This window comes from Corallococcus sp. CA049B, assembly GCF_003611685.1.
In the GTDB taxonomy this organism is placed as follows: Bacteria; Myxococcota; Myxococcia; order Myxococcales; family Myxococcaceae; genus Corallococcus; species Corallococcus coralloides.
The window spans coordinates 1-12,179 of record NZ_RAWC01000258.1 but is presented as its reverse complement, the minus strand read 5'-3'; the positions used below and the strand labels follow the sequence as shown (position 1 = coordinate 12,179).

Genomic DNA, 12,179 nt, shown 5'->3' with positions numbered 1-12,179 from the left:
GGCCCTGGGGCTGGGGTGGGTGTCGGAACTCGCGTGCAGCGTCTGGCTGACCTTGCGCGTCTGGCGGCGGCTGACGGCCCCGGAGCCCGCGCAAGCGCTCCCATCCATCCCACCGCCCCCCGTGGATGCACGGGAGTCGACAGCAGGGTGAGTCCCAGGGGTCGTGGTGGAGGACCGGAAGGATTTCTAGCCTTTCCTGCTTCAAGGAGCGTCGCCCCCATGCAAAGACAGGCAGGAACCGGGCTGTTCCTCAAGCGGTGCATCGACGTGGTGGCGGCGGGAGTGGGCTTGATATGCCTTTCCCCGGTGATGGCCGCCACGGGGCTGTTCGTCCGTCTGACGATGGGTGGCCCCGTCCTCTTCCGGCAGCGGCGCCCGGGGAAGCACGGCGAGCTGTTCACCGTCCTCAAGTTCCGCACGATGCTGGAGGCCACGGACGCGAACGGCCAGGAGCTGCCGGACGAGCAGCGCCTCACCTGGGCCGGGCGGCTCCTGCGCTCCACCAGCCTGGATGAGCTGCCGCAGCTGTGGAACGTGCTCCGGGGCGACATGAGCCTGGTGGGGCCCCGCCCGCTGCTGGTGGAGTACCTGCCGCGCTACTCCGCGGAGCAGGCGCGGCGCCACGACGTGCTGCCCGGCATCACCGGCTGGGCGCAGATCAACGGCCGCAACGCGCTCTCCTGGGAGGAGCGCTTCCGCCAGGACGTCTGGTACGTGGACCACTGGAGCCTGGCGCTGGACCTCAAGATATTGGCGCTGACGGTGGTGCGCGTGCTGCAGCGCCAGGGCATCTCCTTCGCGAGCGAGGCCACCATGCACAAGTTCATGGGCACCCCGCAGCCGGAGGCCAGGGTCGTGGCGCTCCGGCAGCAGGAGCAGGCCCCCGTCAGCCCGCCGTCCGCAGCCCCTGTCTCCGGGGAACGGCTCGGACCCCCGCCACCACCCGCTCGAGCTCCTGGCGCGTGAGGTTGGAGCCGGACGGCAGGCACAGGCCGTGGCGGAACAGGTCCTCCGCCACGCTGCCCCGCCGCCGCTCGAAGTTCGCGAAGACGGGCTGAAGGTGCATGGGCTTCCACACCGGCCGCGCCTCGATGTTCTCCCGCTCCAGCGCGACCCGCACCGCCTCCCGGTCCGCGCCGAACGCCTCCGGGTCGATGGTGACGGTCGTCAGCCAGCGCGTGTGCCGGCCCCACGGGGCCTCCGGCATGAACTGGATGCCGGGCAGGTCCCGGAAGGCCTCCGCGTAGAAGGCGTGGTTCGCGCGGCGCGCGGCCACCCGGTCCTCCAGCACGTGCAGCTGCCCCCGGCCAATGGCGGCCAGCACGTTGCTCATCCGGTAGTTGTAGCCCACCTCCGAGTGCTGGTAGTGCGGCGCCGTGTCGCGCGCCTGCGTGGCCAGCTTGAGCGCGTGCTGCACCAGCTCGCCGTCCGCGGACACCAACATCCCGCCGCCGGACGTGGTGAGGATTTTATTGCCGTTGAACGAATAGATGCCCACGCGGCCCACCGTGCCGGGGGTCCGTCCCTTGTACGTGCTGCCCAGGGCCTCCGCCGCGTCCTCCACCACGGGCACGCCGTAGCGGTCGCAGGTGGCCATGAGGGGATCCAGGTCCGCGCTCTGGCCGTACAGGTGCACCACCACCACGGCGCGGGGCAGCCGGCCCAGGCGGGCCCGCATCGCCAGCTCCTCCTCCAGGAGCGCGGGGTCCATGTTCCAGGACGTGCGCTCACTGTCGATGAACACGGGGCAGGCGCCCAGGTAGCGGATGGGATTCACCGACGCGGAGAAGGTGAGCGTGCTCACCAGCACGTCGTCGCCGGGCCCCACGCCCACCAGCTGGAGCGCCAGGTGGAGCGCGGCCGTCCCGGAGGAGAGCGCCAGCGCGTGCGGCGTGCCCACGCACCGGGCGAACTCCTCCTGGAAGGCATCCACGTGGGGGCCCAGGGGGGCAATCCAATTGCTTGCGAACGCGTCGTCGACGTAGCCGCGCTCGAGCGTGCCCAGGTGGGGCGAAGACAGATAGATGCGGGAGGACATGCGAAGAGCTCCAGGCAAGACCGGGTAGACAGACCCCGGCGTTGCCTGGAGCGTTCGCACACTCCCTCCTCCCGCGCGCTCGGGCGGGAGGAGGGTGTGTGTGTTTCGCATCGTGGAATTCGGACTAGAGCGCCGAACCCGCTCCCAGCAGCTTCGCGTTGAGCGCGCCGTTGCCGTAGTACTGGGTGTTCTGGCCCACGGAGTGGGTCTCCAGACGCTGCTGGAGGGCGGCGTTGTAGCGGCCCAGCTTCACCAGGCCGTCATTGAACCAGCCCGTGCCGCTGCCCGTGCCGTCCACGTAGTTGGCGTACTTCCTGGCGGACGGCCAGATGACGTCGTTCAGGGTGACGACGAACTTGCGCATGTCCGCGTCCGTCCACTCCATGCCCGCGTCGTGGGCTTCCACGAGGTAGGCCATCACGCCGTTGCCGTGCGCCACGTCCTGGCCCGGACGCCGCTTGGAACCCCACTCGGCGGCCCAGAAGTACGCGTTGGCGTTCACCGGGCTGGTCATCAGCTGGCCGCGCAGCGACGAGGTGTTGTTGGGCATGTCACGGTTGATGTTGTTGAAGACGGTCATGTACTGCGCCCGCTTCGTGGCGTCCGTCGTCATGAGCGACAGGTCCATGGCGATGTACGCCCAGTGCGAGGCCATGTGCGTGTTGACGCGGTAGATGTAGCTGTTCGCGCCGCGCCGGAGCCACTTCTCGAACATGTTCCGTTCGGTGAACGCCAGCAGCCGGTCGTACTGGGTCTTGTACGTGGTGTTGTTGTAGAGCGCGGGCGTCTCACGGATGGTGCGCAGCATGCGCGTCACGTAGCGCCAGCAGTAGCTCTCGAACAGGGGGACCTCCTGCCCCAGCGTGTCCGAGCGGGCCGAAGCCCAGCCCATGTAGCTGTCCTTGAACTGGCTCCGGGGCAGCGAAGAGGAGACCTTCGCGTTGTTGACCACGTTGTTCACATACAGCAGCGCCCGGTCCATGTACTGCGTCTTGCCCGTGGCGCGATACATCGCGGTATTGCCGTCGATGCCGTAGGCCAGGTTGTAGAACTGCCAGCTGTCCAGCGACCTGCTCATGGGCAGGAAGCTGGAGGTGTGCTCCGAGTTCCAGCGGTTCAGGAACAGCGTCTCCCAGGCCGCGACCGTGCGCAGGCTGACGGCGGCCTGGGCCGTGGTGCCGAGGGCTTCCTCGGCGGAGGTGGCAGGCGACTCCGCGGCGGCAGGGGCGTCCGCCTCCGGAGTGGTGGGCGCGGCCTCGGCCTCCGGCTCGGTGGGACCCACGGCGATCTGCTCTTCGGGGGAAGAGGGAGCGAGCGTGTCCGACTCAGGAGGGGAGACTTCGGTGCTGCCCGGGGTGTTATCTCCGTTGGGACTGGCCGTGCTGGCACCGTCCTGCTCGGGTTGGGGGCCGCAAGCACCACCACCCACCAGCAGGGTCAGCGACAACAGGGACGACAGGGCACGACCAGAGTTGCGACGACGGGATTCCAACATCAGGGGGGTCCTGTGGGGTAGCTCCCGTCAACCGCCCGGTAGGCTACCCTGTTGTGGGAACGCCGGAGTGCGTTCACTGGACGCCAAAAGGCTTTGGCGGCCCATGTAATTCCTTTGTGATTAGACAAAAAGAAAATGACGACTGCCCGTGCGTCGTCAGTCCAGGGCCCCATGGGCCTGTCCGCCTGAGCCGGTATGTGTGGCATCAGGCGCGGGGGGGTGTATGACGAGGACAGGGCAGGCGAGCGCCATGCTGGTTCCCGACGCGGGCGCCTCGGCGCTGTCCGGGCAGTACTTCCGCTCCGAGCATCACCTACGCGCCGAGCAGGTCACCCATACGCTGGTCGTCAAAAACGATACGGACAGGGTGTTGCGCGTGCCACTCATCGTGCGAGCGATTGAGGGAACACCGTATCGCGACGCCATTTCTCCGTATGGCTTTCCGGGCGGTGAATTGGACGGATTGAGCGAGGTGTCCGCACCTGCCGTGGATTGGCAGGGCACGGAGCTGGTCAGCATCTTCGTGAGGGAGCGGGTTCAGGGACCGCACTGTTTCGCCGGAGGCACGGCGCGCAACGAGGTCTTCTTCGTGGACCCTTGCCGCCCGCTCACACCCCGGGAGATGCACCGCCGGCACCTGCGGCGAAACGTCCGGCTGGGGTTCGTGAGCACGGTGTGTGCGGCCCGGGACGCGCCCCCCGGGGAGCGCGCGGGATTTCGCGAGGTGTACCGGCAGACCATGGTCCGGGACCAGGCGTGCCGCCGGTACTTCTTCTCCGACGCGTACTTCGAGGAGCTGTTCGCGTCCCCGGAGGTCTGGCTCGCGACGGCGCTCGCGCCGGACGGGACGGTCGCCTCCGCGGCCCTGGTCGTCCGCAGCGACGGCCTCCTGCACTACTACCTGGGCGGCACGGCGGACGCGCACCTGGCGCGCTCACCGGCGAAGAACGTCTTCAGTGAGATGAGCGCCCTGTGCGTGCGGCTGGGGCTCCCGCTCCACCTGGGGGGCGGGCTCTTGCCGGGGGACGGCCTGGAGGACTTCAAGCGCGGCTTCTCCAACGCCAGCGGGCGCATCCACACGCAGGAAATCGTCTGCGACGCGGCGGTGTACGCCGCGCTTTCGGAGGGCCACGCCGCCAGCGGCTTCTTTCCGGCCTACCGCTCGCCGCGCCGCCCATGACGAAAAGCCCCGGCCTCCCACCCCGGAAGGGGGTACGGGAGACCGGGGCTCTTCGTGGACGGCCACAGGCCGCGTGGGGTTCAGGCGCTGACGTTCTGCTCCGCCGCGGACGGCTTCGCGGGGGCGAAGGCGGGCAGCACCTTCGCCACCGTCCCCGGCATCTTCGACGGGGTGTACGCGGGGATGAGGTCCTGGAGGGCGCGCTTCACGTCGTGGGTGTCACCGGCGCGGGCCGCGCGGTCCAGGCGCTTGAGCTGCAGCTGGAAGTCCGCGGGAGGCGCGGGGCTGCGGGCCACCTTGATGCGGTTGCGCACCTGCTGGGTGAGCTCCTCCTCTTCGGACATGAGCACCTCCTCCAGCTTCTCGCCCGGACGCAGGCCCGTGTAGACGATGGAGATGTCCTTGTCCGGCACCAGGCCCGTCATGGTGATCATGTTCGCGGCCAGCTCCGCGATGCGGACCGGCTCGCCCATGTCCAGGATGCACAGCTCGCCGTAGCCGCCCAGGCCGGCCAGCACCACCAGGCCCACCGCCTCCGGGATGATCATGAAGTAGCGGGTGCAGTCCGGGTGGGTGACCGTGACGGGGCCGCCCGCTTGAATCTGCTGCTTGAAGAGCGGCACCACGCTGCCCGCGGACCCCAGCACGTTGCCGAAGCGGACGGCGCAGAAGGTGGTGCGCGACGTCACGGCGATGTCGCGGATGACCATCTCCGCCAGCCGCTTGGAGGCGCCCATCACCGACGAGGGCTTCACCGCCTTGTCGGTGGAGATGAGGATGAAGCGCTCCGCCCCGCACGCGTCCGCCATGCGCGCCACGTTCTGCGTGCCGAAGACGTTGTTCTTGATGGCCTCCTCCGGCGAGTCCTCCATCAGGGGCACGTGCTTGTGCGCCGCCGCGTGGAAGACGTACTGCGGCGCGAACCCCTGGCCAATGCGCAGCATCCGGTCCAGGTCGCGGATGTCCGCCACCACGGAGTGCACCGGCACGTGCGGGTAGCGCGACTGCAGCTGGCGCACCAGCAGGTAGAGCTCGTTCTCGTTGATGTCCACCACCACCAGCGACGCGGGCGAGTGCCCCGCGACCTGCCGGACGATTTCACTGCCGATGGAGCCCGCGCCGCCGGTGACGAGGATGCGGCGGCCCGTCACCAGCCGGTGCACCTCGTCATGGTCGAACGAGATGGCGTCCCGGGGCAGCAGGTGCTCCGGGGACAGGTCGTGCAGCATGGCGGCGGTGATCTTCTGGTCCAGGTAGGCGAACGAGGCCGGGATGATCTTGAAGCTGACACTCTGGTGCCGGCACAGGCTCAAGAGGTGCCGGGTGCGCTCCGGGGACAGCCGGGGGATGGCGATGAGCACCTGCGTCACCCGGTGCTTCTTCATCAGCTCCGGCAGCGCGTCCAGCACGCCGAGCACCGGCTTGCCGTTGAGGAACGTGCCCTGCTTGCCAGGGTCGTCATCCACCAGCCCGATGACGTGCCACGGGCTGTTGCGCTCCCTCAGCAGGTCGCGCAGGAGCAGGTCCCCGGCGCTGCCCGCGCCCACGATGAGGGTGCGCTGGGAGCCCTGCGCATTCGCCCGCTGCCGGTCCAGGTACCACTGCCGGACCATCCGCGGGGCGAAGCGGTGAAAGCCCAGGAGCGTGGTGGTGACGAAGAACTCCAGCGCGACCACCTGCCCCGGCAGCGACTCCATGAAGAAGAGGGAGCGCAGCAATTCGAACACGATGGTGCCCGCGAGGCTGGCCAGCTCCAGCCGGACCGCCTCGTGGATGCCGGAGCGGTGGAAGGACCAGCGGTGCAGGCCCAGCCAGACGAGCGTCACCAGGCGCACCACGACCAGGAGCGCCACGGCCCGGGGCAGGACCTCCTTGCAGGCCGGGGACAGCCCGTCCGCGAAGTGCAGCATCGTGGCGGCGACCAGCGAGCCGGCGATGAGGACCGCGTCCACGCCCAGCATCCTCAGCCAGCCGAAGCGGTGAGCCCTTCGCGGTGCATGCTCCGGGGTCCCCCGTGGCCCTGCGTCCAGGCTCAACGCTTCCAGCTTCTGACCGTGTTTCATCGATGTCTCCCCCTCCGGCCCGGCGTCCACGGAGAATCCGCCGTCCTCCCACCGCGTAATCAGGAAGACACGCCCTAGCTCGGAATCGCGGAAAGGTGGACGCGCGTCCAGTGTCATCACAGCCGTCCAGGAGTGCTGTCCGACCGGATTCCCAGGGGCATGCGTGACAGCGGGCAGGCACCCTGCCCCGCGGGGCCAGAACACAGACATCGCCGCGTTCTCCAGGCGCCGGAAGCCCACGGCCAACGGGCCTCCCGCGGGGGTGTTTCAGCGAGGTGACACATCCCCGGGAGCAAGGGGCGGGCGCGGCCGTGGCGCGATGGTGGCGGCGCCGGGCTGACACTTCGCGAGTCTTGCTCCGCCGGGGCCCGCCCGCCACGCTTGGGCCATGACGACCGAATTCATCCTGCTCCGGCACGGGGAGACGGAGTGGAACGCCCTGGGGCGCCTGCAGGGGCACCTGAACAGCACGCTCAGCCGTGAAGGACAGCGGCAGGCGGAGGCGCTCGCGGCGCGGCTGGCCACCCTCCCCTTCCAGGCCCTCTACAGCAGCGACCTGGACCGCGCGGTGCAGACGGCCTCCCGCATCGCGGCGAGGACGGGCCACGACGTCCAGCGGGACGCGCGCCTGCGGGAGCGCGGGCTGGGCGTGCTCGAAGGGCTGACGCGCGCGGAGGCCGGACAGCGCCACCCGGCCGTCTTCGCCGCGTACGCGGAGGGCCACGCCGACTACGTGGTGCCCGAAGGGGAGAGCGCGTCCCAGCGCCTGCGGCTGGCGCTGCACTGCCTGGAGGAGCTGGGGGCGCGCCATCCGGGGGCCCGCGTCGTGGTGGTCACCCACGGCGGCCTGCTCAGCGCCCTGTTGCGCCACTGCCTGGGCATCCCCGCCGCCGCGCCGCGCGCCTTCTCCGTCCTCAACGCGGGTTGGAACCAGTTCGACCTCCACGAGGGGGCCTTGCGGATGGTGACCTGGGGAGACGTCAGCCACCTGCGCGCGCTCAGCCTGGACGACACCTGAGGCGTCCGTGCCGGACGGGGGCTGGATGGACATACAATGGCGCGCGCCATGCGCACGCCAACCGCTCCGGGGCTGGGACCGCCGGCCGTCTTCGTGGGCCGAGCCCAGGAGGTACGGCGGCTGGGGGACATGCTGAGGCGCGTGCGCACGGGGGTCGTCTACGGGCTGCCCGGCGCGGGCAAGTCCGCGCTGGTGGCGGCGGTGGCCGCGAAGCACCGGGGCCCCGTCGTGCACCGGCGCGTGCGCCCCGGGGACACGCTGGACACGGTGGTGGACGACGTGCGCCGCCTGCTGAGCGAAGCGCCCGTGGCCCAGGCCCTGTCGGACGCGTCCCGGCTGGAGGCGCTGGCGGGTGAGCTGGAGGCGCGCCGCGCCCTGTGCGTGCTGGACGACCTGCACGTGCTCGGGCCGCCGGAGCGCGCGGCGCTGGTGGAGGACCTGGGAGGGCGGCTGAGGCAGGGCACGCTGCTGGCCACCTCGCGCGAAGCGGTGCCCCGGCACGCGGCGAGTCCGGACCGGGTGGAGCTGCGGCTGGAGGGCCTGTCGCAGGAGGCCGCGCTGGAGCTGTGGCGGGAGCTGGACGCGCTCTACGGCGAGCGCGACGGCTTCGACGCGGCGTGGGGCCGCTCGCGGGGCCTGCCCTTCCTCCTGCGCCGCGCCCACGCGGGCGACACGGGCGGGGACGAACCGGTGCGCTCGGCGCTCGCGGCGCTGCCCGCGGAGGAGCGGCGGCTCTGCGCGATGCTGGCCTTGAGCCAGCTGCCGCTCACCGCGAGCGCGCTGCGGCCGGTGCTGTCCGGCGACGCGGCGGGCGAAGCGCTGCGCCAGCTGGGCGCGAAGCTGCTGGTGGAGACGGACTCGCGGGGCCGGCACGGCGTGCACGACCTGGTGCGCGAGGCGATGGTGTCCCTGCTGCCGCCAGACGAGACGCGCGCTGGCCATGAAGCGCTGCTGGAGGTCCTGGAACACGAGCCCCTGCCCGCCGTGGTCCGGGTGCGCGCGGTGTGCCGCCACCTCCAGGCGCTCGGCCGGCACGACGCGCGCGCGGCCTTCATCGTCGCGCAGGCGGAGTCCCTGGTGCGCCACGGCGCCGCGGACGAACTCCTGGGCCTCCTGGACTCGCTGCCCGCCGCGCTGCGCACGCCCCAGGTGAAGCTGGCCCATGCGCGCGCGCGGGTGCGGCTGCTGGATTTGCGCCGGGCCTATCCGGAGCTGTTGGCCCTGCGCGCCTCGCTGGAGGCCGCCGCGGGCGCGCCGGAGCCGGAGTCGAACGAGGCCCTGCGCGAGGGCGTGGGCGCCGTGCTGGTGCGGGTGGCCCTCTTCGCGCTGGAGCCGGAGGCCTGCGAGCGCACGCTGGAGTCCATGCCGGTGCCGAGCAGCGCGGAGGTCTTCCTCCAGCAACTGCTGGCCTGGACCGCGCTGCGCTTCTTCCAGGGGCGGCTGGATGAGTCCCTGGCGATGCTGGACAACGCCGCCGCGGCGACGGGGGAGCGGCGCGTGCTGGGCTGGTGCGCCTACGCCCGCGCGCTGATGCTCTGGATTGAAGGCCGCGACAGCGAGCTGGCGGAGCCCCTGGCCCAATGCGTGTCATTGCTGGAGGACGCGCCGCTCGACTCGCGAGGCCCCCTGGTGGCGGCCATGTCCGCGGGCATCCTCAGCCGGCTGGGCCGCTTCACGGAGGCCGACGCCGCGCTCGCCAGCGCCCGGGAGCGCCTGGGCCAGCTGGGCGCGCCCCGCCTCGCGCTGGAGCTGGACTGCATCGCGGCGTGGGTGCGCGGAGAGTCGGGGCAGCGCAGGGCGGCGCTCGCGGCGCTGAGGGAGACGGAGGTCCGCGCGGAGAAGGCGGGCTACCTCTTCGTCCGGCTGCTCTGCCGCGTGGGCGCGGGCCGCATGCTGCTGGAGCTGGGCCGGCGCGCGGAAGGCAGGGCCCAGCTGGACGCGGTGGAGGAAGAGGTCCGCGCGCGCGGCGTGGTGGGGCTGATGCGGGCCGCCCGGGTGGCGCGCACGCTGGACGTGCCGGGGCCGGGAGCCGCGCCCCTCACCGTGGAGCCCCGCGAGGTGCGCCCCGGCATCGCCGCCCGCCAGCGCGCCCTGGCCGCCCTGGCCGCCGCCCGGAGCGCGGACGCCCCGCGCGCCACGGCGCTGCTCACCGCGCTGGAGCCCCTGGCCCGCGGTGACGACTTCGCGCTGGAGCGCACGCTGGGGCACCTGGCCCGCGCCACGCTCCACCGGCACGAGGGCCGCGCCCGTGAGGCGGCCCGGTCCCTGGAAGAGGCCACGCGCGAGGGGGCCGAGGGCGGCGTGGATCCCGAGCTGATGGCGGAGCTGACCCGGCCGCTTGCCTCCACCGCCGAAGCCGCGTCCCTCCCGGAAGCGCCCGCGCCGGAGGCGGTGGTGCTGGATGCCCGCCGTCACGAACTGCGAGCCCCGGGAAAGACAGTCTCCCTGGAGCGCAGGGCCCTGCCGCGAAGGCTGCTCTACGCCCTGGCCCGCCAGCCGGGCCGCATCCTGTCGAAGGAGGACTGCGTGCGCGCCATGTGGAACGCGCACTACGACCCGCGCCTGCATGACAACGCCTTGCGCGTCCACGTGAGCCACGTGCGGGACATGCTGGAGGGCACCGGCACCCGCGTGGTCTTCGAGGACCCCGGTTACCGCCTGGAGGTGTCTCCAGGCTTCACCTTCGTCACATGTGACACGCTGTAGCGGCCGTGCCAACCCCGTCACAGTAGTTATCCAGTTACGATAAATTGTCGGCCAGGGTGTTTACAAAGAGTCCTGGGCTCCTCCAGAATCCCGGCGCCTCATTAATTCCTTCAAAAACGGGGTTCACATGATTTCGGCTCAGATGGTGCGTCGCTGGACTGCCGCCAGCGCGGTGTCGCTGCTGGTCGTCGGTTGCGGTCCCCAGACCACGGAAGAGAAGCAGACCCAGCCGGAGACGCCGGCTCCCGCCGCCACCACCCAGGAGATCGTCGGCGGCACGGCGACCACCATCGGTGCGAACCCCTGGCAGGTGTCGCTGCAGAGCAGCGGCGGCAGCCACTTCTGCGGCGGCTCCGTCATCAACGATAACTGGATCCTCACCGCGCAGCACTGCGTGAACTCGGGTGGCTCCATCTCCAAGCCGGGCCGCATCGTGGCGGGCGTCACCAACCGCACCACCACCACCGGCGGGCAGGTCCGCACCGTGTCCCAGGTGGTCGTGTACCCGGGCTACGTGGACGCCAACTACGGCAAGGACGCGGCGCTCCTCAAGCTGTCCTCGCCGCTGGACCTGAGCGGCGCGAACGTGAAGGCCATCCCCATCGTCACCGCGGCGGATGAGGCGGCGGGCGTGGGCGGCGTCGGCGCCGTGGCGCGCGTCACGGGCTGGGGCACGCTGTCCAGCGGCTCCTCCTCGCTGCCGTCCACGCTCCAGACGGTGGACGTGAACATCATCAGCAACGCCGCCGCGCAGGCCGACTACCAGGGTGAGGAGACCATCACCGCGGACCAGCTGGGCGCGAAGGCCTCGGGCAAGGACTCCTGCCAGGGTGACAGCGGCGGTCCCCTCACCGTCCTCAAGGGCAGCACCCGCGTGCTCGCGGGCATCGTGAGCTGGGGCTACGGCTGCGCCGACCCGGCGTACGCGGGCATGTACGGCCGCGTGTCGTCCTTCGCCAGCTGGATCGACACCACCGTCAACGCCCCGCAGCAGCCGACGCAGACGCTGCTGAGCCAGACCAACCTCTCCGGCTCCTCCAGCACCTGGAAGCACTACAGCATCACCGTCCCCGCGGGCTCCACGACCCTGACGGTGGAGCAGTCCGGCGGCACGGGTGACGCGGACCTCTACGTGCGCCAGGGCTCGCAGCCCACGACGACGGCGTACAACTGCCGCCCGTACCTCAGCGGCAACGCGGAGACCTGCACCATCACCGCCCCCGCGGCCGGCACCTGGTACGTCTCCGTGCGCGGCTACTCCGCGTACTCGGGCGTCGCCCTGAAGGCCACGGTGCCGTAGTCGTCGCCTGACACCGGCCTGAGCGCGCGAAGCCCTCTTCCTCCCTTCGCGGAGGGAGGGGGCTTTCGTGTTTCAGCGACCCCAGGTGACCGGAGTGCTACACCCGGTGTCATGGCCCGGCCCAGAGCTTCGCGCTGTCCCCACTGCAACGCCCCCTTCACGCCCCAGGCCGCGAAGACGCACTACGTCTGCGGCTACTGCGGCCACGCCTTCGACCTGGAGGGCCCGTCTCCGGTGCGGCCCGGCCCGCGCGCGCCGCCGCCCGCCCAGGCGAACCGGCATGTCCTGCCGCTGCTCGCGGGCGTCGCGGTGACGGTCCTGATGGGGGTCATGGGCGCGGTGTTCGCCCTGGCTTCGGGAGGCCCGCACACGTACGAGC

At 71.2% G+C, this 12,179-nt stretch carries 8 protein-coding genes and 1 pseudogene; 6 read left to right on the top strand and 3 right to left on the bottom strand.

Translation table 11 applies throughout. The annotated features are described in order from the left end of the window. The first annotated feature begins 219 nt into the window (after positions 1-219). Entirely contained in the window at positions 220-966 is a 747-nt protein-coding gene (locus D7W82_RS34640) for a sugar transferase (RefSeq protein WP_120622395.1), read from the top strand. On the opposite strand, the gene D7W82_RS34635 is transcribed toward D7W82_RS34640, so the two are convergent. Together D7W82_RS34635 and D7W82_RS34630 are read right to left on the bottom strand one after the other, a co-directional pair. Further along, positions 887-2,038 (bottom strand): DegT/DnrJ/EryC1/StrS aminotransferase family protein, encoded by a 1,152-nt coding sequence (locus D7W82_RS34635; protein ID WP_120622394.1) that lies wholly within the window; start codon positions 2,036-2,038, stop codon positions 887-889. The two genes, D7W82_RS34640 and D7W82_RS34635, sit on opposite strands and share 80 nt — an antisense overlap. Positions 2,039-2,162: 124 nt before the next feature. Further along, a complete protein-coding gene (locus D7W82_RS34630) occupies positions 2,163-3,533 on the bottom strand; it encodes a hypothetical protein (RefSeq protein WP_120622393.1) in 1,371 nt (456 codons plus the stop codon). A 472-nt stretch (positions 3,534-4,005) separates the two neighbouring features. Between D7W82_RS34630 and D7W82_RS34625 the strand changes: the two genes are divergently transcribed. Then, the gene (locus D7W82_RS34625) at positions 4,006-4,713 is read left to right on the top strand and encodes a GNAT family N-acetyltransferase (RefSeq protein WP_233588115.1); all 708 of its coding nucleotides are present in this window, start codon (positions 4,006-4,008) and stop codon (positions 4,711-4,713) included. Positions 4,714-4,793: 80 nt separating this feature from the next. Here D7W82_RS34625 and D7W82_RS34620 read toward each other — a convergent pair whose 3' ends face one another. Then, positions 4,794-6,674, bottom strand: a complete 1,881-nt coding sequence (locus D7W82_RS34620; protein WP_233588116.1) for a nucleoside-diphosphate sugar epimerase/dehydratase — start codon at positions 6,672-6,674, stop codon at positions 4,794-4,796. Positions 6,675-7,164: 490 nt separating this feature from the next. On the opposite strand from D7W82_RS34620, the gene D7W82_RS34615 reads away from it, so the two are divergent. The 4 genes and pseudogenes from D7W82_RS34615 to D7W82_RS34600 form a co-directional block, all read left to right on the top strand. Further along, positions 7,165-7,794: a histidine phosphatase family protein gene (locus tag D7W82_RS34615; protein ID WP_120622390.1), complete on the top strand. Its 630-nt coding sequence runs from the start codon at positions 7,165-7,167 to the stop codon at positions 7,792-7,794. Between the two features lie 48 nt (positions 7,795-7,842). Continuing rightward, the gene (locus tag D7W82_RS34610; RefSeq protein ID WP_158617780.1) at positions 7,843-10,500 is read left to right on the top strand and encodes a winged helix-turn-helix domain-containing protein; all 2,658 of its coding nucleotides are present in this window, start codon (positions 7,843-7,845) and stop codon (positions 10,498-10,500) included. Positions 10,501-10,642: 142 nt separating this feature from the next. Then, positions 10,643-11,800 carry a trypsin-like serine protease gene (locus D7W82_RS34605; RefSeq protein WP_304988758.1) on the top strand — a complete coding sequence of 386 codons (1,158 nt, stop codon included), beginning with the start codon at positions 10,643-10,645 and terminating at the stop codon, positions 11,798-11,800. Between the two features lie 111 nt (positions 11,801-11,911). Continuing rightward, positions 11,912-12,179 (top strand): annotated as a pseudogene (locus tag D7W82_RS34600) (hypothetical protein); the annotation flags it as partial.